This window comes from Rhodanobacter sp. MP1X3, assembly GCF_014207165.1.
GTDB lineage: Bacteria > Pseudomonadota > Gammaproteobacteria > Xanthomonadales > Rhodanobacteraceae > Rhodanobacter.
On record NZ_JACHCO010000001.1, the window covers coordinates 1,275,625 to 1,301,768 of the forward strand.

Genomic DNA, 26,144 nt, shown 5'->3' on the forward strand with positions numbered 1-26,144 from the left:
AACAGCGACGCGACGCGTCATGACGCGATGCAGGCACCGAGAATTTCGTTCATCAGTGTCTCGGCCTGCTCATGCGTGTGGGCACGAAGCAGTCGCGAGGCCTGGCGACGTAAATGGGCGTGGTCGAGCGTGGCGAGTCGGTCGCGCACCAGCAGAATCTGCGTCGGATGCATGCTGAATTCGCACAAGCCCAGCACCAGCAGCAGCGCAGTGAAGTTCACATCGCCGGCGATTTCGCCGCACAGGCTTACTGGTTTTTTCGCGCGACGGCCGGCGCTGATGACGTGCGACAAGAGTCGCAGCAGCGCAGGCTGCAGTGGGTTGTAGATGTTTTCCAGCGCGTCGTTGCCGCGATCGGCGGCCAGTACGTACTGCGCGAGATCGTTGGTGCCGATGGCGAGAAAATCGGAATATTCCAGCAGCGCGCGCACGTTGATTGCCGCGGCCGGTACTTCGATCATCGCGCCCAGAGGCAGTTTCTCCGGCAGGTCGACGTTTTCGCGTTTCAGATCCTGTCGCGCCAGCCGGAACAGGGTGCGCACCGCGATCAATTCGTCCGGTTGCGTGACCATCGGCACCAGTACGCGGACCGGGCCGTAGCAGGCGGCGCGAAGGATCGCGCGGATCTGTGTGGTGAACACCGCCGGATAGCGCAGCGACAGGCGCACACCGCGTACGCCGAGCGCCGGATTTTCCTCGCCGCGCACCACCAGCCCAGCGGCGTCGGCCTTGTCGGCACCGAGGTCGAGTGTGCGAATGGTCACCGGCAGCCCGCCCATGCCCATGACCAGGTCACGATAAGCGATGAACTGCTCGTCTTCCGATGGCAAGCCCTTGTGCCGCAGGAACAGGAATTCAGTGCGATAGAGCCCCACGCCATCCGCACCGCGCGCGCGCGCGGCAGCGACGTCGTTGGCACTTTCGGCATTCGCGAGCAGGCAGATTTCGATGCCGTCGCGGGTACGTGTGGGCGCGTTGGCGAGCATGGCCAGGCGCCGGCCCTCGATCGCGGCATCGCGCTGCCAGGCACGGTATCGCGACAGGTCCTGCGCATTCGGATGGACCACCGCTTCGCCGCGTTCGGCGTCCAGCAAAATCAGATCGTCGTCGTGGATGTTCGACAGCGCATCGCGGGTGCCCACCAGCATTGGCAGGCCGAGGCTGCGGGCAAGAATCGCGCTGTGCGAATACGGACTACCGGAACTGCCGACGACGCCGAGCAAGCCGTTGCCGGCCAGCTGCGCCATATCGCCTGGCGCGATGCTGTCGGCGATCAGGATTTCGCCCACGCGTGCAGCCAGCTTGCGTTCTTCGGGGCTGGTCTGCCGCTGCAGTGCGGAGATCACCCGGTTGATCACCTGCTCGATGTCTTCCTTGCGGCTGCGCAGGTAGGGATCGTCCATCGCCTCGAACACGGCGGACAAACGATCCCGCTGTTTTTTCAGCGCGGCGCCGGGACGGTAGTGGCCGATGCGCACCATGTCGTCCAGCCCACGCAGCAGCTCGCCATCGTCCAGCAGCAGGCTGTGCGCGTCGATAAATTCGTTGACTTCGCGCGCCAGCGCGCCATGCAGCTTGCCGCGCAGTTCGCGCAACTCCTGCCGGGCGGTGTCGAGCGCGCGATGCATTAGCTCGATCTGCTCCTCGACTTCGTCCTCGGCCAGCGGGCGGGTGTCGACGCTGTAGCGGCTGGGCTGCACGAGACGCGCGCGCCCCAAGGCCATGCCGTGAGCGGCGATCGTGCCGCTGAGCACATGCCTCATGCGATGGCTCCGGCGGTGCGGGGAAGGTGGAATAGAGAGCCACCCAAGGTGGCCCGGCGGGGAGTGGAAAAAGCAGGCAAGTGCTGGCACAGCTTTCGCTGCGTTTCCTGATTCCTGTTTTCCATGCCCAGCTTCATCCTTAAGCTCCTTCGTCGAACTTGCGCGCAAATAAATCCGCGATCGCGGTTACCGCTGCCTGCTCATCCGCGCCATCCGCGCGAATGGTCAGCGGCGTGCCGATGCCGGCGGCCAGCATCATCACGCCCATGATGCTCTGGGCATTGACCTCGCGGCCACGGCTGACCAGCCATACAGTAGCTTTGAATCCCTGAACGAGCTGCACCAGCTTGGCCGATGCGCGGGCATGCAGGCCGAGCTTGTTGGAAACGACGATCTCTTGTTCAAGCATAAATAGGGTCAGGCATGATCGATGAAGATTCCTCCGCGGCCACCGCTGGCCGCGATTTCGGCTAGTTCGTCCAGCGGTTTGTCGGCGTAATTGAGTACACGTAAAAGCATGGGCAGATTGAGTCCGGAAACGCAGCGCAAACGTACGCCGAGCGCACCGAGCGACAGGCCGATGTTGCACGGTGTGGCTCCATACAAATCGGCCAGCACTAGGACACCATCGCCGTGGTCGAGTTCGCGAGCATGACGCGCGGTAAGCGTGCGCATCACGTCCGGGTCAGCTTGCGGCGGGATCTCTACCGCAGCAACTTGCAATGGCAGCTTGGGCATCACGTGATGCGCGGCGGCAATCAACGCATTGCCGACGGCTTCGTGGGTCATCAACAGCACGCTGACATTCATGCCCGTGACTCTATGGTGGTGTGGCGAGGCATGGTTGTCACTCGAGTTCGCGATGAAAGGTGAGTACGCCGTCGCGTTGTGCGCGGAAATGGGTGGCAAGTTTTTCGACCAGATAGACCGAGCGATGCCGGCCGCCAGTGCAACCGATGGCGATGGTCATGTAGCTGCGATCATCTTGCTCAAAGCGCGGCAGCCATGCATCCAGCCAGCGCGCGGTGTCGGTAAAGTATTCGCCGACCAGCGGTTCGATATCGAGAAAGTCACGCACCGGCGCATCCTTGCCCGACAGCGGCCGCAGATGTGGATGCCAGTGCGGGTTCGGCAGGCAGCGCGCGTCGAACACAAAGTCCGCATCCAGCGGCAGCCCGCGACGGAACGCGAACGACTGGAACATCAGGGTCAGCCCTTCGGTAGCCCGCGCGTAACCGGTCGCGATAAGGCGACGCAGCTGGTGAACGTTGAGTTCGCTGGAGTCGATCACCTTTTCGGCGATGGCCATCAGCGGGCGCAGCAGCCGGCGCTCTTCAGCGATCGCATCAGCCAGCGACACGCCACGCATGGCTAGCGGATGGCGCCGACGGCTTTCCGAATAGCGCTTGATCAGGACCTCGTCACGGCAGTCGAGAAAAACCAGCTGAACCTGTACGCCGGCCGCTGCCAGATCGGAAAGTACCTTCGGCATTTGTGCGAAATCCGTACCGCGATTGCGCACGTCCACGCCAACGGCAATGCGCCGATGCATGCCACCGTTACCTTGGATCACGGCATTGACCAGCTCGGGTAGCAGGGCCGAAGGCAGGTTGTCGACGCAGTAGAACTCGAGATCTTCCAGCGCGCGCAACGCCACCGTCTTGCCGCCGCCGGACAGGCCGGTAAGCACGATGAGATGGATCTCGCGCGCGTCGACGAGTGGCGTTATCAGGGGCTTGCTGTCGTCAGTCATGGCATTACCACGGCGGTAGCCGGTTCAGTTGATGCGCCTGGCGATCGATAAAGGTTTGTGCCGGGTCGATGCCTTTGCTCTTCAGCGCATGACTGCGCACGGCAGCCTCCACCAGCACGGAAAGGTTGCGTCCCGAGGCAACCGGAATGGTGATCATCGGTACGGCCACGTCGAAGATTTCACGATGGCCGATATCGCCGGTGAGCCGGGTCAGCGCATCGGTTTCCTCACCATCGCGCATCGGCTTCAGATGGATCACCAGGCGCAGGTATTTGGATGGCTTGACCGACATGTGGCCAAACATTTCACGGATATTGAGTACACCCAGTCCGCGCACTTCGAGCAGATCCTGCAGCAGCTCGGGGCAGTTGCCGTCGATCACGTCCGGTGCAATGAGGGTGAATTCGGTGGCATCGTCGGCGACCAGCCGATGGCCGCGGCTGATCAGTTCCAGCGCCAGCTCGCTCTTGCCAGAGCCCGCCTCGCCGGTGATCAGCACGCCGATCGAAAACACTTCCAGAAACACACCGTGCAAGGTGGTCTTGGCCGCCAGCAGCCGCGCCAGGTGATATTGCAGGTAGGTCAGCAGCTCGTGCCCGCGTTTGGGGCTGATCCATAGCGGCGTGTTGGTTTCTTCGGCGACTTCGCGAAGGTCAGAAGGAATGGTCTGATCCTTGCTGACGATCAACGCCACCGGCTGATAGGCCGCGACCTTGTGGATGACTTCCCAGCGCTGGCGCGAATCCAGCCCGTCGAGAAAATTCAGCTCCTCGGTACCGACGATCTGGATCTTGTTCGGATAAATGACGTTGAGATAGCCGATCAGCGACGGGCGACGGGATTGTGCAGCGCCGGGATCGAGCGCACGCGCCTCACCCCGCATGCCGGAAATCCAGCGCAGGCCCATGCGTTCGTGAACGCCGTCGTAAAGTTGTCGCGCGCTGATCCGATCCAAGTGCTGGTCCTTTGTGCCGCAATATCAGCCCGGTGGGCTTGTGCGGCAACGTGACCATTGTGCCAGCTTGGACGTGGAAGCGCTTTCATGATGGCGCCGTTGACCGGCGCCTTTGAGACGGATCGGCCCACCGCGCCATCAATCGTCGATCAATGGCAGGGCGGGCCGCAGGATCAGGCGTTATTTATCCGTACAGGCGCTCTTGGCGCGCCTCGCGCTGATGTTTATCGGAGATTTTCTCGCGGTGCTTGCGTAGCTGGCAGAGAAGTTTGTCGAACATGACATCGATGGATACGTACATATCGGTTTCAGCGGCTTCAGCATGGAGGGTGGCGCCGGTAGCTGCCAAGGTACCTTCAACAAACTGTTGCAGCTTGTCGACGGAAAGGACGACCGAGAGACTGATCAGCCTGTCGTCAAGTCGTGTGAGTTTGTCGAGCTTGGCAGTAACGTGGTCCCGTAAGGCCTGAGTGACTTCAATATGCTGACCGCTGAGTTGGAATTGCATGGGGCGCCTCCTCTGTTGGTGCATTGCCGCGTTTCGCGGCGGGTGCGATATGAAGCTGTCATGCGGCAGTCGACATATCGATGTATCACTCTCTACAGGTATAGGGACGCTTTGGGCATGGACAAGTTCCCGTGTGACATGCGCAACCGCTCAGTTGACACGCTGGCGTTCGCTGGAACTGGGGATGCGCAGACCTTCGCGATATTTGGCGACGGTACGGCGGGCAACCTGGATACCTTTGCGATGGAGTTCCTCGGCAATAGCCTGGTCGGATAGGGGTTTGCGGGTGTCTTCGGCATCGATCAGCTTGCGCAGCATGGCCTGGATCGCAGTGGCCGATGCGCTGCCGCCGTCTTCTGTCGATACGCCGCTGGAGAAAAAATATTTCAGCTCGAACGTGCCGCGCGGTGTATGCAGATATTTGCGCGTGGTTACGCGCGAAATGGTCGATTCGTGCATGCCGACTTCTTCGGCCACTTCGCGCAGCACCAGCGGATGCATGGCCTCCGGTCCGTAGTCGAGGAAGGCGCTTTGCCGGCGCACGATCACCTCAGCCACCTTGAGCAAGGTTTCGGCGCGTGATTCCAGGCTCTTGATCAGCCAGCGTGCCTCCTGCAGCTGGCCACGCATCCAGCTGGCGTCTTCGCCGCGGGCACGGGCGATCAGGCCGCAATAGTGCTGGTTCAGCCCCAGCTTGGGCTGGCAATCGGCATTGAGGCTGACACGCCAGCGGGTACCGTCACGCAAGGCGTAAGCATCAGGTGCGACGTATTCCACCGGCGTGGCGTCGAGCGCAGCGCCGGGACGCGGGTCAAGGCTGCGGATCAGTACGGCAGCGGAGATCACATCGTCCTCGGTGACGCGCAGGCGACGTGCCAGGCGCGCACTGTCGTTGCGCGCCAGCAGCTCCAGTTCGGTATCGACGATGCGCAGGGCCAGCTCGCGATGTGGTGTGTCAGGGGCAAACTGCTCCAGTTGCACGCGCAAGCAGTCACGCAGGTCCAGACTGCCCACGCCAGCGGGGTCGAAGCCCTGCAGTCGCCGACGTACGGTGTCCAATTCTTCAACACTGGCTTTGAAACCATCAGGCAAAGCCGTCAGCAGGATTTCAAGGCCTTCCGTGAGATAGCCGTCGGCATTCATCGCATCGATCAACACGGTGGCAATCACATGCTGGCGTGGATTGAACGACGCCATGTTGAGCTGCCACAGCAGATGCTGCTGCAGCGTTTCCGGTGCGGCGTTCTGTGGTTCGAAATCGCCGTCACCGCGCGTGGCGGTACTGCTGTTCTTGCTGCCCAGGCTGCTGCTGGAAAAATCAATCGGCGATTCGGCGGTGCCCCCGCCATCAGCCCATTCGCTGGTGTCGTCGTTACTGTTGTCGTTTTCGGTGCCGGCAGCGGCGCTGGTGCGCTCGGTATAGTCGGTGTCAGCTTCTTCGCCATCGGCCGGCTCGACGTCATCGCTTTCTTCGGCGAACTCGAGCAGTGGGTTGCTCTCGGCGATCTGACGCAGTTCCGCTTCCAGCTCCAGCTGCGACAGCTGCAAAAGGCGGATCGCCTGCTGCAGTTGCGGCGTCAGGGTCAGCTGTTGATGGAGACGAAACTGAAGAGCAGGTTTCATGCCAGCCCGATCGAAGGAACTCGCTGACATCCTAACGCTTGGCTGCCGATGCAGCCATAGGCGTGTGCGATCCGTGAAAGCGCGAACTGTGACCGCGGCATCAAAGGCGGAATTCGCGCCCCAGATATACCTCGCGGACCTTCTCGTCGGCCAGGATATGCGCCGGCGTGCCGCGCGACAGCACCTCGCCGTCGTTCAGGATATAGGCCCGATCGCAGATGCCCAACGTCTCACGTACGTTGTGATCGGTGATCAGTACGCCGATGCCGCGTTCCTTGAGATGCCGCACGATACGCTGGATTTCACCAACCGAAATCGGATCGACGCCGGCGAACGGCTCGTCCAGCAGCATGTAGCGCGGCTGCGCGGCCAGTGCACGGGCAATTTCCACCCGTCGGCGCTCGCCACCGGACAGGCTGATGCCCTTCTGGTCGGCGATATGACCGATCTTCAGCTCATCGAGCAGGCTTTCCAGCTCGCTGGCGCGCTGCTGCTGGCTCAGGCCGTCGCGCAATTCCAGCACGGCGAGGATGTTGTCCGACACACTGAGTCGACGGAATACCGACGCCTCCTGCGGCAGATAGCCGATACCCAGCTTGGCGCGCGAATGCATCGGCAGGCCGGTGATGTCCTGTTTGTCCAGCTTGATGCTGCCGGCGTCGGCCTCGATCAATCCGACCACCATGTAAAAGCAGGTGGTCTTGCCGGCCCCGTTGGGGCCGAGCAGGCCGACCACTTCGCCCTCACGGATCGAGAAAGCGAAATCGCGCACGACCTTGCGTGCCTTGAAACTCTTTTGCAGACCTTCGGCAGAAAGCATCAGTTATGGCTGCTTCGGTGAGGGGGCGGTGCTGGCGGGTGCCGGTGCTTTTGGCGCCTCAGCGGGTGCTGCGGGCTTGGCGGCGGGCTTGACGATCGGCAGTTTGCCTGCAACAGCCTCACCATCCGGCACCGGTTGCGCCGTAGGGGATTGGGCGCAGATGGCTGGTACGACGCCTGGCAAGGCCTTGGGCAGGATGACGCCATGTACCTGGCCATTGCTACCGGACTCGCCCACGACCAGTTCGGTAATGGTGTTGTAGGTCAGCTTGTCGCCATGGAACTCGCCGCGACATTGTTGATGCATGACACCCTGAGTGGTCAGTACGGCGATCTGGCTCACATTGTCGTAGTCGATCTGGAGAGCGTCGCCGGTCACCATGTTGTTGTTCTCGTCCAGCTCCTGGATGTGCGCAGGTTTGCCGGTGACAACGACGTGCGACATCTGCGAATCTCCATCCAGATATATCTTGGCCAGGTCACCCGTGAGCAGCAAGGTGCCCTGAGTGATCCTCACAGCACCCGTAAGCGTCGTGACCGAGTTCGGCACGTTGTACGCGTTGCTGGAGTTCGAGGTGTAGTTCATGATTTGCTGGCGATCCGCTTTCTTGGCGATCGCATGCAGCGGCAGCAGCGCAATTGAAAGAAGTGCGACCAACCGCAGCCCGGCGACGACGCGCCTAGGACTTGGGCTTGCGCGGCGGGAATGTGCCGTGGCTTTCATCGAGCAGCTCCAGATGGTTGTCGTTGAGGTTGGCACGCATGCCGACTCCGCTTATTGTACGTTGACCCTGCACGATATTCGCCGCTTCGGCGGTTTCCATGCGTTGCTCCTTCGGCCACGCCGTCACTTCCGACGTGTGCATGATCGTTTCCGCCTGCTCCACTCCCTTAGGATCAGTGTATGCCGGGCGATGCACGTAAACGGGTCCTTGCAGCTTGATCAGGGTGCCTTCCTTATTGACCCAGCCGTACAGCGAGTTGCCGTCCCAGTCGGGCAGGCCGGGTACCTTGGGAGGCAGTTGGAAGGTCGGCGTATTGAGATAGAGCGATTCGTCGTCCTCGCGCCGCTCGATGTGCGGTGATTGCAGGCGCATGCTCTGCTTGCCGAGCACATCGTATTCGGTGACGTGACTGTTGATCAGCGTGTAGCCCGAGCGCGGCGGACCCACAAAGTCATTGGGTGCCACGGAAGGCCCGATCCACCACAGTAGCAGCTGGCCAAGGCCGGCCAGCAGCGCTATCGCAAGAGTGGCGGCAAGCAGGCCGCGGTCGCGCAGGTAACGGCTTACGCTCACTGCGCGGGCACCGCGGCGGCGTCTTTGCCCTGGGCGTGCAGGATCAGATCGCATGCTTCACGGGCTGCGCCGAAGCCGCCGCTCTTGCTGGTCTGCCAATGCGCCTGCTCAGCCACCACGGGATGTGCATTGGCCACGGCCACAGCGAGCCCGGCAAGCTGCATGGGCGGCAGATCCGGCAGGTCGTCGCCAATGAAGGCAGCCTGTTCCGTCGAGAGGTTGAGTGCGTCCAGCAACTCGAGCAGACAGCTGGCCTTGTTGTCCTGCGCCTGATAGACGTGAGCGATGCCAAGTTCTTCGGCGCGCAACGCCACCGGGTGGCTGATCCGGGCACTGATGATCGCCACCACCACGCCGTTTTGCTGCAGCCGTTTCAGGCCGAGCCCATCATGTACGTGGAACACCTTGGTTTCCCGGCCGTCTTCGCCGTACCAGAGGCGGCCGTCAGTCAGCGTGCCGTCCACATCGAATACCGCAACGCGGATCTTGGCGGCACGGGCGAGGATGTCGGCGGGGATGTCGGCGAGATAGTTTGAATTCACGGTGGCGACTGCATGGAATGAGGGGCAAGGGATTAGTAGCGAAGGGTGAGGAAAGGAGTAAGGCGGAGCCGAACTTGCGGCCATCGTTACCCGTTACTCGTCTCTATCGATGGCATCACACCACGCGGGCACGGAGCAGATCATGAATATTGAGCGCACCCACCACATGTTGTTCATCATCGACGACCAGCAGGGCGTTGATCTTGAGCTTTTCCATCAGCTGCGCGGCTTCGGCTGCCAGCTTGCCGGCGCCAATGGTCTTGGGCGCCCGGGTCATCAACTCGCCCACCTTGGCGCCGCGCAGATCGATGTCGACATCATCGAGCGCGCGGCGCAGGTCACCGTCGGTAAATACGCCTAACAGGCGCTGCTCGGCATCCACCACGGCAGTCATTCCGAGGTGTTTGCGGGTCATTTCGACTAGCGCGGTGGTGATGCTGGCATCAGGCGATACGCGGGGTACGTCGGCACCACTGTGCATCACGTCGCTGATGTGCAGCAGCAGGCGCCGGCCAAGGCTGCCGGCCGGATGCGAACGGGCGAAGTCGTCCGAGGTAAAACCGCGTGCCTCGAGCAAGGCGATGGCCAGCGCATCGCCCATGACAAGAGCCACCGTGGTGCTGGTGGTCGGCGCCAGGCCAAGTGGGCATGCCTCGCTGGTGATGCTGCCGTCCAGGACGACATCGGCTTCGGTGGCCAGCGATGATTCGGACTTGCCGGTAATCACGATCAACGGGATGCCCTGGCGCTTGATCATCGGCAGGATGAACAGCAGTTCATCGGTTTCGCCCGAATAGGACAGCGCCAGCACAACGTCCTCGGGCAGAATCATGCCCAGATCGCCATGGCTGGCCTCACCCGGGTGCACGAAAAAGGCCGGCGTGCCGGTGGATGCAAGCGTGGCAGCGATCTTGCGTGCCACATGCCCTGACTTGCCCATGCCGCTGACCACGACGCGGCCCTTGCAGGCCAGGATAATGCGGCAGGCTTCGACAAATTCCGGCCCGATCCGTGGTTCTAGCGCCTGGATAGCCGACGCTTCGAGGCCGATGACCGACCGTGCGCTGCGCACGATGAGGTCCGGATCCATTGCGATGGCGACAGGCGGGGCAATGCGTGCGTTCATGAGGGCTCGGGTGGAAAGGGAATATCTGCGACCTGCGGTTCTAACCCCCTGGAATGATGACACCGAACTCCATTGGGCCAAGCCGATTGCCGCAGCCGTCATTTCTGCGCCAGCGTATTTCCATTACCATGGCACATTCGCATTTTAACGTCATAAGTCGGCGCATTGGATTCCAACGCCGGCGAAATCGACACATCGGCTGACGCCAGTTCATCCGCCCTTTCCGAGGAAATCCCCATTCATGGACCCAGCCAGCATCCAGGCAATGATCGAAAACGGCTTGGCCGGCGCGCAGGTTGACGTCAGCGGGGCAGACGGCGTGCATTTCGAGGCGACCGTGGTGTCCAGCCAGTTTGCCGGCAAGCTGCCGCTGGCGCGGCATCGTCTGGTTTACGCCACTCTGGGCGACTTGATGGGGGGCGCGATCCACGCGCTGGCACTGAAAACTCTTACTCCCGAGGAAGCCGCGGCGCTTGCGCCCTCTTCGGTGCGCCGTTGATGGTTGCAGCCGTACTCTCACCGTTTTACTGAAGGAACATGATGGCCAAGATTTTGATCAGTGGCGGCACGCCGCTCAATGGCGAGGTGGGCATTTCCGGCGCGAAGAACGCCGTGTTGCCGATTCTCGCGGGCTGCCTGCTGGCTGATGAGCCGGTCAGCATCGGCAACGTGCCGCATTTGCATGACGTCACTACGTTTATCGAACTGCTGGGTCAGATGGGCGTGCAGCTCGTGCTGGACGACCGCATGAAGATGCATGTCGACCCGCGTACCACCAGCACCTGCATAGCGCCGTACGACCTGGTGCGCACGATGCGCGCCTCGATCCTGGTGCTGGGTCCGCTGGTCGCGCGCTTCGGCCAGGCAGAAGTGTCGCTGCCGGGCGGTTGCGCCATCGGCTCCCGTCCAGTCGATCAGCACATTCGTGGCCTGCAGGCACTGGGTGCGGAGATCACCGTCGAGAACGGCTATATCAAGGCACGCGCGAAACGTCTGAAGGGCACGCGCATCCTGATGGATATGGTCACCGTCACCGGTACCGAAAACATCATGATGGCGGCCACGCTGGCGCAGGGCACCACGGTGATCGAGAACGCTGCGCAGGAACCTGAGGTGGTGGATCTGGCCAATTGCCTGATCGCCATGGGCGCGCAGATCGAAGGCGCGGGCACCTCCACCATGGTGATCCATGGTGTGGAGCGTCTGCACGGCGCCGAATACGAAGTGCTGCCCGATCGCATCGAGACTGGCACGTTCCTGGTCGGCGCCGCCATGACCGGCGGCAAGGTGCGTACACGTCATGCCCGTGCCGATACGCTGGATGCCGTGCTGTCCAAGCTGGAAGACGCTGGAGCACATATTTCCACCGGCCCGGACTGGATCGAGCTGGATATGCAGGGTCGCCGTCCGAAGGCAGTCAATATCAGTACGGCTCCTTACCCCGCGTTTCCGACCGACATGCAGGCGCAATTCACTGCGCTCAATTGTGTGGCCGAAGGCACCGGCGTGATCACCGAAACGGTGTTCGAGAACCGCTTCATGCATGCGCACGAACTGCAGCGGTTGGGCGCAGATATCCATCTCGAGGGCAATACCGCTGTGGTCAAGGGCGTGAGCGAGATGAGCGGCGCGCCAATCATGGCCACTGACCTGCGCGCTTCGGCGTGTCTAGTGCTAGCCGGTCTCGTGGCCAAGGGCGATACCGTGGTTGATCGCGTGTACCACATCGATCGCGGCTACGAAAATATCGAAGAGAAGCTGGGCGTGCTGGGTGCCAAGATTCGTCGCCTGCCGAACTGATTACGCACCCAATACGGGCAATTCAACGCAAGAGAAAGGCCGCGCAAGCGGCCTTTCTTTTTGGCATGAACAACGAGCTTTACGAACAACAGGCTTTACGAACAGCCGGCTTTACGGTCGGCTGAAACTTACCAGCTGCAGCGTGAGATCACCGCCATCGGCCTGGGTGATCTTTACCGGCACTGGATACTTCTGTGGCACGTACCAGGCATCGAAGCGGTTGCTGCCGTCATCGCTGCGCGCCACCTTTTCGGCATTGAACTTGCCTGCCGGTACCTGCACCGATTCGGAGCCGGTGACCTTGTATTGCTGCTGCTCCACGCCCTGGCGCACGCCTACGGGCACGGTCACTGTCTGCTTGCCGCTGGCCAGTGCCAGACCGATCGCCAGCGGCAGGCTGTTGCGGTCGGCCATGCCCGGTACGCCAGCGTAGCTGCCGGGGCCTTTGCCTTCGTCGACCGTGACCTTGCCCGATGCCGGGTCGACGCTCATGTGGCGCTGCTTGCTCTTGAACGAGCTCTGCATCTTGTAGTCGTAGCTCAGCGTCGCCGGCATGTCGTTCTGCCAGCGGAAACGCGTGGTTTCCTTCGAGCTGGCAGCAATGATGGCGGCCATGCCGCCGGTGCCGTTGCTGCTGCTGCTATAGGAGTACTCGCCGTTGCCGACAGCACTGAGTTTGATGGTCGCGTCGCCGAGCGGCTGGCCATCGCTGAGTACTTGATAGCGCGCGGTAAACGGCTGTGGTGCAGCGGCAAGCGCGGTACCGGTGGCCAGGGCCAGTGCAAGACCGGCAGCGAGAGCGGGGAGGCGGGTGAGTTTTTTCATGGCTGCCAGTTTTGCGCAGCGATCCTGAACGCGCCATGCAGATCAGTGATTTTTTACCAGCCGGCCATCGATCAGTTGCAGCGGCTGGGCGAGTGCTTCACCGTTGAATTGCACACGATCCGTGTCGAGAGCAATCCGTCCGCCCGCGATGCCAGCGACCACGGCGGTAAGCAGCCGATGTTCCAGCGGCAGTAGCCGCTGCGCCAGCCGATGTTCGTCCTCGCCGGACTCCACGGCGAGGCGTACCTGCGCGATGACCGGCCCGCCATCCAGCTCGGCGGTGACGTAATGAACACTTGCCCCGTGTTCACTATCGCCGGCCTCGAGCGCGCGGCGATGTGTGTGCAAGCCGCGATATTTCGGCAGCAGCGAGGGATGGATATTGATCATCCGGCCGATCCACGGCGTCAGCGCATCGCTGTCAATAATCCGCATAAAGCCGGCCAGCACGAGCAGTTCGGCGCCGCTGGCGGCGAGACGAGCAAACAGGTCGATGTCGAAGGCGCGGCGGTCCGGGTAATGGCGTGGATCAAGTGCCAGTGTCGGAACGCCGGCCGCTTGGGCCAGCTGCAAGGCGCCAGCGGCGGCTTTGTCGCTCGCGACCAGGACGAACTCGACCGGCAAGTCGCCGCAGTCGCGCGCCACCAACAGCGCAGCGAGATTACTGCCGCGTCCGGAGGCCAGCACAGCAATACGTAAGGGATTATTCAAAGCGGACACAATGTAGCGAGGGTTAGCCGATCCGCACGCGCTCGTCGCCCTGCGCCGGCACGACTTCGCCAATCAACGAGCTGGCCAGGCCGTGCTTCTGCAGCAGCGCGCTTGCCGCGGTCACCGCATCACGCGGCAGGATCACCGTGAAGCCGATGCCGCAGTTGAACGTGCGCCACATTTCCTCGCGCGCCACGTTGCCCTCGCGCATCAGCCAGTCGAACACCGGCGGCAGCACGATGGTGCTGGCATCCAGCGCAATGCCGAGATCATCGGGCACGACGCGGATGATATTTTCCTTCAGGCCGCCACCGGTGATGTGGGCCATGCCATGGACCGTTCCACTCTTCAACAAATCCAGGATGGCTTTGACGTAGATCGTCGTCGGTGCCATCAGCGCATCGGCCAGCTTCACGCCGCTTACGTCCAGGTCGAGTCTGCCGTTATCTGGCGTGCAGCCGGCACGCTCGAGGATCTTGCGGATCAGCGAATAGCCATTCGAGTGTGGGCCGGACGAGGCTACGCCGAGGATCACGTCGCCGGTGACGATGCCCTCGCCGCTGAGCATCTGCGATTTCTCGACCGCACCAACGGTGAAGCCGGCAAGGTCGTATTCGCCCGGCGGATACATGTCGGGCATTTCAGCCGTTTCGCCGCCGATCAGCGCGCAACCGGCCAGCTCGCAGCCTTTGGCGATGCCGCCGACGACGGCCACGGTGGTTTCCACATCGAGCTTGCCGGTGGCGAAGTAGTCGAGGAAAAACAGCGGCTCGGCGCCTTGTACCAGCACGTCGTTGACGCACATGCCGACTAGGTCGATGCCGATGGTGTCGTGGCGGCCGAGGATCTGTGCCAGCTTCAGCTTGGTGCCGACGCCGTCGGTACCTGAGACCAGTACCGGTTCCTTGTACTTGCCGGAGAGGTCGAAAAGCCCGCCAAAGCCGCCCAGCCCGCCCATCACTTCAGGGCGGAAGGTGCGCTTGACCAGCGGCTTGATGCGTTCGACCACGGCATTGCCGGCGTCGATATCAACGCCGGCGGCGCGGTAGGTGAGGGCGTCAGACATGGCGGAAACCGGCGTGGATTGAGCTCGCCAGTTTAGCAGTAGTGTGGCAATGCTGGCCGGCGTGCTGCGATCCGGTGTGGCGCCGATGGACGCTGGCGGCGCGATTGGGCAGACTTCCCCGGGGATTTCCCTGTTTGAAGATATCCATATGCGCCTGTCACGCCTGTCATTCGTCGCCCTGCTGTTTGGTCTCGCCGTGCTTTCGCCATGGCGCGCGCAGGCTCAGGGCTCGCCGTATTCGGTCATCGTGCCGGTTAACGATGTCAGCGATGCTCAGCGTAACGCGGCCTTCGTCACGGCGCTGGGGCAGGTGCTGACGCGAGTAGCTGGCGGTCAGGATTTGCGCAGCAACGCCGGTTACGGCGACGCGATGAAAAATGCGGCTTCGCTGGTGCGCAAATACCAGTACCAGCGGGCTGCCACTGGCCTGAGTCTGGAGGTGGATTTCGAGCCGGGCACCGTGCGTCGGCTGATATCGACGCTGGGCGTCGCCAGCGCAGGGGTCAAGCCGCCGGTGCTGTTGCTGGTGCAGGGGGCGGACGGCAAGCTGTTCGATCAATCCTCGTTGGCCAGTCTGGCTTCGTCGGCCAGCGCGCGTGGCACCAATGTGACGTATCCCGATGCATCCAACCCGCCGGATGCGACCCAGGCTGCTGCCGCCGATGCGGCCACACTGGCGGCGATCGATCAGCAATACCACACCGGTCTGGTGCTGGTCGGCAGCCTGCACAACGGCAGCGCCTCATGGACGCTGATTTCCGGTGGCCAGGCGCAAAAATGGACCAACAAGGGCACGACCGAAGACTCGCTGCTGAGCGACGCCGGCAACGGCATGGTCGATCGCATCGGCAAGCAGCTCAACGTCATCGGCGCTGGCGTCAGCGAAGGCAAGGTATGGGTGGGCGGGCTGAAATCGGCGATGGATTACGCCGACTTGCTGTCCGCGCTGCGGGCTGATCCGTCGATCAGTGATGTCAGCACCATCGGTGCGCAGAACGACGGCGTGCTGCTGGACGTCAAAGCTTCGGTCCCGCTGAGCGCGCTTGCCGCCAATCTCGCGGCCGGCGGTCGCCTGCTGCTGGACAAGGACGCGCACGATGGCGCCGATGCAACGCTGAGCTGGTTGCACTGAACGCGCGACAAGCGCCTTGGCTTGTGGATGGGCTACACGGTCTGCTCACGACGGTTCTTGAACGCTTCGACTTTATTAAACCCCATCGGCATCCGTCGATTCGGTCCGAGGTATCTGCAATGAGGTATGAGCAATGAATATGCCCGTGACGCATGACACCTCCCGTCGTTGGCAGATGTTGGCCATCGCCGTTGTCCTCATCTACCTGCTCTGGTTGCTCGCACCGGTACTGATGCCTTTTGCCGTAGCCGGCATGCTGGCCTATCTGGGGGATCCGCTCGCCGACCGGTTGGAGCGGCTGGGTCTGAGTCGGGCCTTGGCGGCGACTATCGTGTTTCTGGTACTGGTCATACTTTTTGTCGTGGTGCTGCTGCTGCTGATTCCGCTGGTGTCCCGCCAGATCGAAAACCTGATCGCCAATTTGCCGCGCTATGCCGACTGGGGACAGAACACCGCGTGGCCATGGATACAGGCCAAGCTGCATCTGGATCCGAAGATGTTCCAGAGCGATCAGCTGATGGCCGATATCAAGGCGCATATCGGCTCGATCGGCAGTATCGCGACGGAGGTGCTGGGCAAGGTGTCGCGTTCGGGCCTCGGCATCGTTCTGTGGCTGACCAACATGGTGCTGATTCCGGTAGTGGCGTTCTACCTGTTGCGTGACTGGGACCGCATGGTGGCCGCGATCGATCGCATGCTGCCTCGCTCGATCGAGCCGACGATCGCGTATCTCGCGCGGGAGTCGGACAAGGTGCTGGGGGCTTTCGTGCGTGGCCAGTTGTTGGTGATGCTGGCGCTGGGCGTCTTCTATGGCGGTGCGTTGTCGCTGGTCGGCCTGTCGGTGGGTCTGCTGATCGGCATCGTGGCCGGTCTGCTGAGCTTCGTGCCTTACCTCGGCTTTATTGTCGGCTTCGGCGGCGCGGTGATTGCAGTGCTGGTGCAGTACGGCGACGTGACACATCTGCTGCTCGTCTGTGGCGTGTTTGTGGTCGGCCAGTTGCTGGAAGGTTACGTGCTGGTGCCGAAGCTGGTCGGCGACAAGATCGGCCTGCATCCGGTAGCGGTGATCTTTGCGGTGCTGGCCGGTGGCGAGTTGTTTGGTTTTCTTGGCGTGCTGCTGGCGCTGCCGGCAGCGTCGGTGATCATGGTGCTGCTGCGCTATCTCGTCGAACGTTACCGCCAGAGCGAGCTGTACACCGACGAAGGTGACGAGGATCCGGTCATTGCCGAGGTCGATATCGTCGTGCACAACGCCGACGGTAGCACGGTGGAAACGGACACCACCGTGCCGTTGAAACCCGGTCAGGCTCGCGCCGAGCAACCATGACGCAGCAGCTGCCGCTTGCGCTGCGCTGGCCACGCCGCCAGCGCTTCGAACATTTCCATCCCGGCGCCAATGCTGCTGCGTTCGCGGCGGTGCAGGCGTTGGCCGATGATGTAGTTGCGCCGTGGGTTTATCTGCACGGTTCTCCGGGCAGTGGCCGCAGCCATCTGCTGATGGCTGCGTGTCAGGCGGCAAATGCTGCAGGACGAGCTGTGCAATATCTGCCGTTGGCGACCTTGGACGATAGTGCGGCAGCACTGCGAGGCGTTGCCGGCAGCGGTCTGTTGGCGCTGGACGATCTGGGTGCCATCGCCGGTAATCGCGATGCGGAACATGCTCTTTTCGATCTGTACAATCAGGCGAAGGCCGAAGGCAGTGCGCTGCTCTTCGCTGCCGGCGCAACGCCGGCACAACTGGGTCTGGTACTGCCGGATCTGCGTTCGCGCCTCGGTGCCTGTACCCAGTTCGCCATCAAGCCTCTCGACGACGAAGAGCGCCGCACGGTGCTGAAAGCCCAGGCAACTTCGCGCGGCATCGAACTCGATGACAGCGTGCTCGATTGGCTGTTCGCCCGGTATGCGCGCGATCTGGGTGCCTTGCTTGAACTGCTGGATAAACTCGATCGGGCATCGCTGGCGGCGCAGCGCAAAATTACAGTGCCGTTCTTGCGTGGTTTTTTACGAGAGGCTGGGGACTCGGCATCGTGACTGAAAATACATGCCGGAGCGGTGAGCAATCCAGCCGGATAGGCGCGGCGCTCTTGATTTAACTCAGCATCGAGCAACACAAAAGAACAAGGGCGCCTACGGGCGCTTTTATTTTTCAGCGGCTCCCGTATAGACCGGCGACACCCGTTGCCGACTTCATGATCATGGTCTTGGCAGCCATGAGATTGTTGCCAAGACGCAGCGGTCGGTGCCAGGTCGATAGCCGGTGCAGTGGCTGCCGGCTCCATGCATTGGCGAGCACCAACCAGCACTTCCGATGCCTCTCATGCCGACCTCGAACGGCTTCCGTAGTGGTAGGAGGCGACGAGGGCTGTTTGGAGCATGGCTGCAAAACGCGTTATGTCACTAGCTGGCTCCAGAGCGGCCAGTGTTGCCCAAAAAGAGCACTGCAAACGGTGTGAAAACATGCCGATTTTGTGCATCGCCATTCAGGAAATTAGCAGAAAGTAAAACTCGAGAGGCGTGTAGATAGGAGAAAAGCTAACGCAGTTCACAGAAAAGGGTGTGTGAAGACAAAAAGGGCTATGTCAGGCACGCACGATGCATTCGTCATTATATGCAGGATTAATTTATTTTTGAAATGCGATCTGTAAACAGTGTCCTTAGTTCTTGATTTAAAGGTGGTGATAGATCTTTCGCTTAAATTCAGCAGTGATGAATACAAATAATCCATGCGTCTGAGTAAGTGATTCGATAAATAACCAGGCGAAAGGTACGGAGTGAGCCTCCTGCGGCAATCGCTGCAGGTTTACCGAACGGTGACAAAAAGTCATTCGTTTACAACTGTAATAGCTGAAGGAGCCTTGGGCTCTGGAGAAATCGACATGAACGCCTCAATCAGCAAATTTCTTCGCGAAGAAGACGGTATTACGGCGCTGGAGTACGGCATTCTGGCTGCGTTGGTAGCGACGGCGTTAGCTGGATTTTTCTATCCGGCGCTGAAGACCCTTTACCAGGATCTTTTCACCAACATGACTACGGCGGTAGGTAATGCGGCAAAAACGAGTGGATAAAATTCGCTATTTTCTATCATCAGCAACCTGTTGATAGAGTCGTCAGAGTGCTTCATGAAATGGCGGCATTGGTATTGGCTGCGGGGTTGGGGCTGGCCAAAAGGACTGCTGGATGCCAAATATTTTGCAGATCGTTACAACTGTTCTTTGTTTATTGGTTATTGCTGGGGACTTGTACGAGAGACGTGTACGGAACAAATGGCTAATTGTCGTGTTGTTGCTTGGTATCGCTTGGTATCTCGAATCCTTGTTGGCGCAGCGGACGTTCGTGTATTTAATAACAGCAGTAATCGGGTTATTGATCGGATTTTTCCTGCTGCTGCCTTTGTATCTTCTAGGTTGGATGGGGGCAGGTGACGTAAAGTTTTTTGCCACGCTCGGTTTTTTACTGGGTGGCAAGGCACTACTGCCGATATGGATTATCGCTAGCCTGCTTGGGGGAGTACATGCCGTCATTATCTTGGTGTTCCGCTTTCTGATGCGCTATTCCGGTTCGGGATTGGCTGCTCTGCAGGCGCAAGTCATCGAGTGGCATTTATGGCAGCGCGTGCTCATCGCCAGAAAGGGGCGCAAGGGTTTGCCTTATGCCGCTTATATGGCTATCGGCGCGCTTATCACGATGAAATTTACGACCTTGACGCACTGGTGACGCTGATGAAGATCGCGATCTCTCCGGTATCTGCCACACCTACCTCAAGCGCTAATCCCGCCGGAGCGAAGCGGGTGATGGCTGGCATTGGGCGATCCAGGCAGCAGGGCGTGGTCGCCATCGAATTCGCCTTGATCTTTCTATTCGGGTTGCTGCCATTGCTGCTGTTGATGATATCCGGCGTGCTGATTTTTGCGGCCAAGCAATCCCTCACGCTGGCTGCCGACAATGGCGCTCGGGCGGCGCTGCAATACAGTGCGAATCGTGAAGTAACAGCGTGTCAGGTCGCCGCACAGTCCATGCAGTGGCTGCTCACTTTTTCCGGTGTCACGGCGCCTGATTGCACGGATGGCCCGATTGTCGTTACGACCATCGCCTGTCCTGCAAATGCCAGCCTGAGCTGCGTGCAGGTGGTGACCTCCTTCGATTACAAGACATACCCCTTTATTCCGGGTACCCAGACCGTTTACGGATGGGTGCTGGGCCCCATCAGCAGCACCGCCATTGTTCAACTCTAAGGGTTGCACCTGCGATCCGGAGACTTACCGATGCCGAAATTCACCCACATAGCGGCTTTGTTACTGGTGGCGGTGGCCATCGTGCTGGCGATTATGGCTTTCAGTATCGGCCGGCGCGCCGTGAGGCCCGTCGCCGACGAAGTGGCGACGGCACACGCCGTGAACTTGTCGTCGGAGTCAGCGACGGTCCCTGTGGTGGTGGCGGCTACAGCGCTACCGGCAGGCATGCCACTCGCCGCATCGTCGCTGCAAGTGGTCAACTGGGCTCAGCGGCCGGCGGCTGGTTATGGCGACGTGGATGCCGTGGTCGGAGGTGTTCCATTGATCGATATTCCGGCGGGCACGCCGGTGACCGCGAGCGTACTCGCCCGTGGTGTGGCGATGGCGCTGAAGCCAGGTGAGCGGGCGGTGGCCGTGCCGGTGGATGAGCAGGCCGGCGCGGGTAACCGCGTGTTGCCCGGCGACTATGTCGATGTCTTTGTGAGCCTGAAGGCACCGCAGACGGCAACCTATAACCCAGCTTCGCATGTGGATACGCGGGATGCTTCGCAGACACGCCTTCTGCTGTCGCGCCTGCGGGTGCTGGCTTATGGCAGTGACGATTTGCCGTCATCGCCCGAAAAAAAATCGCCAGCGGCAGTCGCTGATGGCAGCAAGGCCAAGCCGGTCACCGACGGTGATTCCCGGCAGGTGTCGAACAACCCGCAGAGCCAGCCGACGACCCAGTCGGTACCGCATACCGCGGTGCTTGCTGTGCCGGTTGACGATGCGAATCAGCTGCTGCTGGCCGTGCAAAACGGCAAATTGTCTCTGGGTGTGCGGCCGCCGAATGATGAGGGCCAACCCGACGATGCGCTGTTTGGCCAGCCGCGGCCAGTGCTCCTGGCGCGCGCCGATCTGAGCCCGGACCAGAAGCAGCAACTGCTGCAACCGGAAAACCAGGCCTATGCCGGCATCGATGGCACGGGTCTGGCTGGTCACGATCAGGGGGCTGGGAAAGTGGTCCGCTCTGATCGTGCCCGGACTTACCAAAGCATCCAGATCATTCGCGGCTCATCAGACGAAAGCGCGCGCCCCGCCCGGACCTACCCATGATGCGATGGATCTCTCCATGACCATGTTTTCGCGCTATGCCTCTGCATCCCGTCGGCAAGTCATCGCATATGCTTGTCTCGTCGCTCTGCTGATGACGCTGCCTGCACTGACCATGGCAGCGTCTGCGGCAAGTCTTGATCTGCAGGCACATGAACAACGTCCACTGCGGTTGCCGAGTGATCTTGAACGAGTGGCCATTGCCGATCCGGCCGTGGCCGATCTGATCATGCTGAAGAGCCGGTCCGAGGCATTACTGGTCGGCAAGAAGCCCGGGCAGACCACCTTGCTTCTTTGGCGCCGCGGAGCGGCTTCTCCCGAGCGGCTGGTGGTGAGCGTGCACAGTGTGCTGCAGGCGCAACTGCAAGATGGCGTCGGAACGGATCTGTCGGTACAGGACGATGGCGCGCTTCTGCAGGGCAGTGCCCCGACGATGCTCGACCATGAGCAGGCGCACGAGGCCGCATCGGCAGCGGTCGGAAGCAAGGGCACGATTGTCGATACGTCTACCGTGGCCAGCGGCGGCGTGGTGCAGGTCGATGTGAAAGTGGTGGAGTTCGACAAGACGGCGTTGAAGCAGCTCGGGCTGAATTTCACCAACGCCAATGGCGGTTTCAGCTACGGCGTCACCAGTCCGACCGCTTCCGCCAACACCACCAGTACCAGCAGCACGCTCTCCTCGGCCTTCAATCTGGTAGCGGCCTCGACAACAGGGAAATGGAATGCCAGCCTCAATCTGCTCAAGAGCGATGGGCTGGCACGCGTACTGGCCGAGCCAAGCCTGGTGGCGCTTTCTGGTCAGAGTGCGAGTTTTCTGGCCGGTGGCGAGCTGCCGATTCCGGTGCCTCAGGGGCTGGGCACCACCACGATCACCTACAAGTCGTTCGGCATCGGGCTGACAGTGACACCGACGGTGCTCTCCGGTGATCGCATTGCGCTGAAGGTGGCGCCAGAGGCGAGCGACCTGGATTACTCCAATGCCATCATCCTCAGCGGCGTCTCGGTGCCCGCACTTACCACTCGCCGTGCCGATACCACGGTGGAGCTGGGTGACGGCGAAACCTTCGTCATTGGTGGACTGGTCAGCCAGTCGATCATGAGCAAGGTCAACAAGATTCCGCTGCTTGGCGATCTTCCGATCATCGGCGTGTTTTTCCGCGATCTCACTTACAGCCGCGAGGACAAGGAGCTGGTGATCATCGTTACGCCGCATCTGATCAAGCCGTTTGCCCGCGGCACCACCTTGCCCTTGCCGGGCGAACGCGAAGCAAATCCGAATCTGCCCGTATGGGGATCGTTCCTGCTCAATCCGGCAGGTTCGGATCAGCTGCCGGGGTTCTCGCGTTGAGGCGGGGGAGTATCGATCATGCACACACGACCTACGCTGTATTCGATCACCAAGCCGGAACCCAAGGTGGATCTGCAATTCTATTCTTCTGATGAAAGGCAGGCGCAGCGTCTTACTGCCCGGTTGAAGCACGTTGCGGTCGTGCATTGGGTCGACACGCGCGACATCAGTGGCACGCGGGAGCCGATCTATCTGGCCGGATTGCCACTCATCCTGCTGGATTATTCGCCAACGGAAGCCGAGCGCTCCTCCATGCTGGCGCGCCGACTGATGATGGGGGCGCCAGGTATTTCACTGGTGGGAGTCGGTTCGATTGGTGCCGATAAAGCGGGTGGTGTGCTGGCGGCTCTGCGCGCTGGCGTGAGTGAATTCCTTGACATCGATGCGAAGGACGAAGACATCAGCGAACTGCTGATGCGCGTGCATGGCGATGCGCGGCCTGCGCCCGCTGCTTTGACGCCGGTGCCGCATTCGCATGGCCGGCTTGTGCTGTTGCTCGGGGTCAGGCCTGGTGTCGGCACCAGCACTCTGGCGGCACATTTGGGCGCACTGGTCAGCCCCGGCAGAACCTCGACGATGGGTGCGGATGAGGGTCCAAAAGAGGCGCAGGTGATCTTGCTGGACCTTGGGCGGCCAGCGGGCGACGCCACGCTTTACCTCAGCGTGCCGAATGAATTTCATTATGAAAACGCATTGCTGGGCGCACGGCGGATCGACGCCACCTTGATTCGTACGGCATTTACCAATCACGACAGTCGGCTGACCGTGTTGTCGCAGGCACCCGGAACCTTGGGAAAGCCTGCAGACACGGCCGATTTGCCCGTGTTGCTGGATCGTCTGCGCCATCATTTCGATCTGCTGCTGACCGACCTTGGTGGCCTGCCAGTCTCGGAAGTGCCGCTGCCGCTGTTACGCGAAGCCGATGAGATCTGGTTGATTGCCGACCAGAGCATCGGCTCGATGGTGTCGCTTGACGCCTGCCTGCGGCAGCTGGATGAGCTTGGATTCCGTGATGGACGGTTATTTCTGGTGATCAACCGGCATGACCCAGATGACGGTGTCAGCGCCGGGAAGATTGCCAAGCGTTTCAATCTGCGACTGGCGGGCCTGCTGCCGGATCGCTTCCGGGCACTGCGTGCCAGCGCGAATCAAGGCCTGTTGCTGCACCAGGTGGCACCGCGCGACCCTTATCTGCGCGCCCTGAAATTGCTGCTGGAAAAGCTGCGCCGGAATCTGCAGGTCGAAGAGAGTCCGGTGATCGTGCGCTCCTGGTGGAAACAGCTGTTCGACAGGGTGAGGAGGGGATGATGGACATAGATCTGATCCCCTTCGAGCACACCCAGCAGTTTCACGACACAGTGTCGGCGGCACACGAATTTCTGTTGAACCGTATTGAGGATCAGCGCCTCGATATCGCGTCGTGGTCTCATAGCACCGCGGTCACGTACGTCGGTATCGAAACCGCCACCTTTGTGCAGGAGTGGCGCATTCCGATTAACGAGAGCGAAGTGCAGAAGGTGGCTACGGCACTGCTCAAGGAGTTGACCGGATATGGCCCGCTGGATGACCTGCTTTCTGACCCGGAGGTGGAGGACATTCTGGTCAATGGCTATCAGGACGTCTACGTGTCGCGGCGTGGCGTACTGAAACGTGAGCCGGTCCGTTTCAGTGATAACCGCCATGTGCTGCGCACCGTGCGGCGTATCCTCGCACCGCTGGGGCGGCGGCTGGACGAAGCCAATCCGATGGTCGATGCACGGATGGCGAATGGCGGACGCCTCAACGCGATTATCGAACCGCTGGCGGTCAGCGGTCCAAGCGTATCGATTCGAAAATTCCGCCAGGATCCATTCACGCCCGATGAGCTGATGGCCAACGGCGCGTTCGATCATTGCATGCGTGCGCTGCTGCAGGCGGCCGTCGAGAGTCGCTGCAATATTCTGATCTCGGGGGGCACCAGTTCGGGCAAGACCTCGTTGCTGAACGCACTGGCCAGCTACATTCCGCTGAATGAGCGAGTCATTACCATCGAGGATACCGCCGAGCTGTCGCTCAACCATCCGCATGTGGTGAGGTTGGAAAGCCGCGTCGGCGGTTTTGACGGTAGTGGCGCCGTGAGCACGCGCGATCTTTTGCGCAACAGCCTGCGGATGCGTCCCGATCGGATCGTGGTCGGTGAGGTGCGCGGCGCGGAAGTGCTGGAAATGCTGCAAGCGATGAACACCGGGCACGATGGCTCCATGTCCACGATCCACGCCAATTCGCCTCGTGATGCTTTGAGCCGGCTAGAGATGCTGGCTGGCTTTGCGGGCTTCAAGGGCACCGAGGACAGCCTGCGTCGGCAGGTCGCCAGCGCGATTGATTTCGTTATCCAGATCGCCCGGCTGAGTAATGGTCATCGGGTCATCTCCTCAGTGACGGAAATAACCGGGCTGACTGACAAGATCATCACCACGCAGGAAATGTTCCGGCACGAAACGTTTATCGACGTCAACGGCAGCGAACGTAACCGTTGGCCGGCGCTGGGCTTTCATCCGCATACGCGCAAGCTGGAGCCGTTTCGCGAATTTCTGCAGCGTGCCTCGCTGGAGGCGATAGGATGATTCTCGCCCTTGCCCTGTTCAGCGTGGTCGCGTTTTTGATGGCCGGTGCCATCGAATTGTGGTGGGGTAGCCCCGCGCGACAGCAGCGGCGTCGCAGCCTGGAATACATCGACAGGAGTCTGGCCAACCAGGCGCACGGCATGCCGCCGCCGTTACTGGGTAGAGGGAAGGAAACGCCGCGCAGTTCCGGCGGTCTTGTCACTGACACGCTATGCCTGCGCGCGGGTCTGCCGACGGGATGGCGACTGCCGATTCAGTTGGCTGTGTTGGGCCTGGTGTTGGCGGAGCTCGGTGCATGGCGTATCGGCACGCCCTGGGCGCTGCCGGTGTTGTTGGTCGCGTATGCGGTACTGGTATGGCTGTGGCTGCGCGCGCGGATCGAGAAGCAGCGCCAGCAGCTGATTCGCCAGACGCCCGACTTTCTGGACTCCGTCGTGCGCCAGGCCGCCATCGGCAACAGTTTGCCGATGGCCTTCCTGGCGGCATCGACAACGGTGTCGATGCCGCTGCGCCAGCTGCTTGATCGGACCATGGTGTCGGTTCGTAGCGGTATGGAGCTCGACCAGGCGCTGCAGGTGGCTTCGCAACCCTATCGGCTTGAAGCATTCGAGCTACTGCATGTAGTGCTGGGTACTGCGGTGCGCATGGGCGGTCGCGCCGATCACATCCTGCAGCGCATGAGCGATTTCATGCGTGATCTCGATCAGGCCCAGCACGAGCTGCGCGCAATCACCGCGGAGACACGATTGTCGGCCTGGGTACTGGGTTTTCTGCCGGTGGTTGTGGCCATCATCATGTCGCTGCTCAACCCGACTTTTTTCCATCCGATGTTTACCGAGGCGCTGGGCCAGAAAATTCTGTTGATTGCCCTGGTGATGGAGTTGTTCGGCGGCTTTTTGCTGTATCGCCTGGCGAAGTCGCTATGACGTCGTTCGCCATTACTTCAGG

At 61.1% G+C, this 26,144-nt stretch carries 28 protein-coding genes; 13 read left to right on the forward strand and 15 right to left on the reverse strand.

Annotated features, from left to right (window positions below; translation table 11 throughout):
- Window positions 1-17: 17 nt before the first annotated feature.
- From ptsP to HDE79_RS05280, 12 genes are all read right to left on the reverse strand, one after another.
- Window positions 18-1,763, reverse strand: coding sequence for a phosphoenolpyruvate--protein phosphotransferase (gene ptsP / locus HDE79_RS05225; protein WP_184600816.1), 1,746 nt, complete (start codon window positions 1,761-1,763; stop codon window positions 18-20).
- Window positions 1,764-1,902: 139 nt separating this feature from the next.
- Complete coding sequence (locus tag HDE79_RS05230; RefSeq protein ID WP_184600817.1) at window positions 1,903-2,172, reverse strand: HPr family phosphocarrier protein; 270 nt, start codon at window positions 2,170-2,172, stop codon at window positions 1,903-1,905.
- Window positions 2,173-2,180: 8 nt separating this feature from the next.
- Window positions 2,181-2,573 (reverse strand): PTS fructose IIA subunit family protein, encoded by a 393-nt coding sequence (locus HDE79_RS05235; RefSeq protein WP_184600818.1) that lies wholly within the window; start codon window positions 2,571-2,573, stop codon window positions 2,181-2,183.
- A 37-nt stretch (window positions 2,574-2,610) separates the two neighbouring features.
- On the reverse strand, window positions 2,611-3,516 hold the full coding sequence (rapZ, locus tag HDE79_RS05240; RefSeq protein WP_184600819.1) for an RNase adapter RapZ: 906 nt from the start codon (window positions 3,514-3,516) through the stop codon (window positions 2,611-2,613).
- Between the two features lie 4 nt (window positions 3,517-3,520).
- Window positions 3,521-4,471 (reverse strand): HPr(Ser) kinase/phosphatase, encoded by a 951-nt coding sequence (gene hprK / locus HDE79_RS05245; RefSeq protein WP_184600820.1) that lies wholly within the window; start codon window positions 4,469-4,471, stop codon window positions 3,521-3,523.
- Window positions 4,472-4,655: 184 nt separating this feature from the next.
- Window positions 4,656-4,979, reverse strand: a complete 324-nt coding sequence (raiA, locus tag HDE79_RS05250; protein WP_184600821.1) for a ribosome-associated translation inhibitor RaiA — start codon at window positions 4,977-4,979, stop codon at window positions 4,656-4,658.
- 150 nt (window positions 4,980-5,129) lie between these two features.
- Window positions 5,130-6,602: an RNA polymerase factor sigma-54 gene (locus tag HDE79_RS05255; RefSeq protein WP_184600822.1), complete on the reverse strand. Its 1,473-nt coding sequence runs from the start codon at window positions 6,600-6,602 to the stop codon at window positions 5,130-5,132.
- A 100-nt stretch (window positions 6,603-6,702) separates the two neighbouring features.
- Complete coding sequence (gene lptB, locus HDE79_RS05260; RefSeq protein WP_184600823.1) at window positions 6,703-7,422, reverse strand: LPS export ABC transporter ATP-binding protein; 720 nt, start codon at window positions 7,420-7,422, stop codon at window positions 6,703-6,705.
- Window positions 7,423-7,425: 3 nt separating this feature from the next.
- Window positions 7,426-8,079, reverse strand: coding sequence for a lipopolysaccharide transport periplasmic protein LptA (gene lptA / locus HDE79_RS05265; RefSeq protein WP_255488247.1), 654 nt, complete (start codon window positions 8,077-8,079; stop codon window positions 7,426-7,428).
- Window positions 8,080-8,101: 22 nt separating this feature from the next.
- Window positions 8,102-8,719, reverse strand: coding sequence for an LPS export ABC transporter periplasmic protein LptC (gene lptC, locus HDE79_RS05270; protein WP_184600825.1), 618 nt, complete (start codon window positions 8,717-8,719; stop codon window positions 8,102-8,104).
- The gene (locus tag HDE79_RS05275) at window positions 8,716-9,261 is read right to left on the reverse strand and encodes an HAD hydrolase family protein (protein ID WP_184674284.1); all 546 of its coding nucleotides are present in this window, start codon (window positions 9,259-9,261) and stop codon (window positions 8,716-8,718) included. The genes lptC and HDE79_RS05275 overlap by 4 nt, the downstream gene beginning before the upstream one ends.
- Before the next feature lie 115 nt (window positions 9,262-9,376).
- Window positions 9,377-10,387, reverse strand: coding sequence for a KpsF/GutQ family sugar-phosphate isomerase (locus tag HDE79_RS05280; protein WP_184600827.1), 1,011 nt, complete (start codon window positions 10,385-10,387; stop codon window positions 9,377-9,379).
- Between the two features lie 241 nt (window positions 10,388-10,628).
- On the opposite strand from HDE79_RS05280, the gene HDE79_RS05285 reads away from it, so the two are divergent.
- Complete coding sequence (locus HDE79_RS05285; protein ID WP_184600828.1) at window positions 10,629-10,886, forward strand: BolA/IbaG family iron-sulfur metabolism protein; 258 nt, start codon at window positions 10,629-10,631, stop codon at window positions 10,884-10,886.
- A 41-nt stretch (window positions 10,887-10,927) separates the two neighbouring features.
- Window positions 10,928-12,187 (forward strand): UDP-N-acetylglucosamine 1-carboxyvinyltransferase, encoded by a 1,260-nt coding sequence (gene murA / locus HDE79_RS05290; RefSeq protein WP_184600829.1) that lies wholly within the window; start codon window positions 10,928-10,930, stop codon window positions 12,185-12,187.
- A 111-nt stretch (window positions 12,188-12,298) separates the two neighbouring features.
- Here the strand turns inward: murA and HDE79_RS05295 are convergent, their stop codons facing one another.
- The 3 genes from HDE79_RS05295 to purM are packed head-to-tail and all read right to left on the reverse strand — an operon-like array spanning window position 12,299 to window position 14,789.
- A complete protein-coding gene (locus HDE79_RS05295) occupies window positions 12,299-13,012 on the reverse strand; it encodes a DUF3108 domain-containing protein (RefSeq protein ID WP_184600830.1) in 714 nt (237 codons plus the stop codon).
- Between the two features lie 42 nt (window positions 13,013-13,054).
- The gene (gene purN / locus HDE79_RS05300; protein ID WP_184600831.1) at window positions 13,055-13,723 is read right to left on the reverse strand and encodes a phosphoribosylglycinamide formyltransferase; all 669 of its coding nucleotides are present in this window, start codon (window positions 13,721-13,723) and stop codon (window positions 13,055-13,057) included.
- Between the two features lie 22 nt (window positions 13,724-13,745).
- On the reverse strand, window positions 13,746-14,789 hold the full coding sequence (gene purM, locus HDE79_RS05305; protein ID WP_184600832.1) for a phosphoribosylformylglycinamidine cyclo-ligase: 1,044 nt from the start codon (window positions 14,787-14,789) through the stop codon (window positions 13,746-13,748).
- 49 nt (window positions 14,790-14,838) lie between these two features.
- On the opposite strand from purM, the gene HDE79_RS05310 reads away from it, so the two are divergent.
- From HDE79_RS05310 to HDE79_RS05360, 11 genes are all read left to right on the forward strand, one after another.
- On the forward strand, window positions 14,839-15,921 hold the full coding sequence (locus HDE79_RS05310; protein ID WP_255488306.1) for a DUF2066 domain-containing protein: 1,083 nt from the start codon (window positions 14,839-14,841) through the stop codon (window positions 15,919-15,921).
- Window positions 15,922-16,060: 139 nt separating this feature from the next.
- Window positions 16,061-17,248: an AI-2E family transporter gene (locus HDE79_RS05315; protein WP_255488307.1), complete on the forward strand. Its 1,188-nt coding sequence runs from the start codon at window positions 16,061-16,063 to the stop codon at window positions 17,246-17,248.
- Window positions 17,245-17,952 carry a DnaA regulatory inactivator Hda gene (gene hda / locus HDE79_RS05320; protein ID WP_184600833.1) on the forward strand — a complete coding sequence of 236 codons (708 nt, stop codon included), beginning with the start codon at window positions 17,245-17,247 and terminating at the stop codon, window positions 17,950-17,952. The genes HDE79_RS05315 and hda overlap by 4 nt, the downstream gene beginning before the upstream one ends.
- Window positions 17,953-18,797: 845 nt before the next feature.
- Complete coding sequence (locus HDE79_RS05325) at window positions 18,798-18,986, forward strand: Flp family type IVb pilin (RefSeq protein WP_184600834.1); 189 nt, start codon at window positions 18,798-18,800, stop codon at window positions 18,984-18,986.
- 112 nt (window positions 18,987-19,098) lie between these two features.
- Window positions 19,099-19,635 carry a prepilin peptidase gene (locus HDE79_RS05330; protein WP_184600835.1) on the forward strand — a complete coding sequence of 179 codons (537 nt, stop codon included), beginning with the start codon at window positions 19,099-19,101 and terminating at the stop codon, window positions 19,633-19,635.
- A 5-nt stretch (window positions 19,636-19,640) separates the two neighbouring features.
- A complete protein-coding gene (locus HDE79_RS05335) occupies window positions 19,641-20,153 on the forward strand; it encodes a TadE/TadG family type IV pilus assembly protein (protein ID WP_343205906.1) in 513 nt (170 codons plus the stop codon).
- A gap of 30 nt (window positions 20,154-20,183) precedes the next feature.
- Window positions 20,184-21,248, forward strand: coding sequence for a Flp pilus assembly protein CpaB (gene cpaB / locus HDE79_RS05340; protein ID WP_184600836.1), 1,065 nt, complete (start codon window positions 20,184-20,186; stop codon window positions 21,246-21,248).
- A gap of 22 nt (window positions 21,249-21,270) precedes the next feature.
- Window positions 21,271-22,593: a type II and III secretion system protein family protein gene (locus HDE79_RS05345; protein ID WP_184601129.1), complete on the forward strand. Its 1,323-nt coding sequence runs from the start codon at window positions 21,271-21,273 to the stop codon at window positions 22,591-22,593.
- A gap of 18 nt (window positions 22,594-22,611) precedes the next feature.
- Window positions 22,612-23,901, forward strand: coding sequence for a fimbrial protein (locus HDE79_RS05350; RefSeq protein ID WP_184600837.1), 1,290 nt, complete (start codon window positions 22,612-22,614; stop codon window positions 23,899-23,901).
- The gene (locus HDE79_RS05355) at window positions 23,901-25,196 is read left to right on the forward strand and encodes a CpaF family protein (RefSeq protein WP_255484070.1); all 1,296 of its coding nucleotides are present in this window, start codon (window positions 23,901-23,903) and stop codon (window positions 25,194-25,196) included. Before HDE79_RS05350 ends, HDE79_RS05355 begins: the two co-directional genes overlap by 1 nt.
- Complete coding sequence (locus HDE79_RS05360) at window positions 25,193-26,122, forward strand: type II secretion system F family protein (RefSeq protein ID WP_184600839.1); 930 nt, start codon at window positions 25,193-25,195, stop codon at window positions 26,120-26,122. The genes HDE79_RS05355 and HDE79_RS05360 overlap by 4 nt, the downstream gene beginning before the upstream one ends.
- Window positions 26,123-26,144 lie beyond the last annotated feature (22 nt).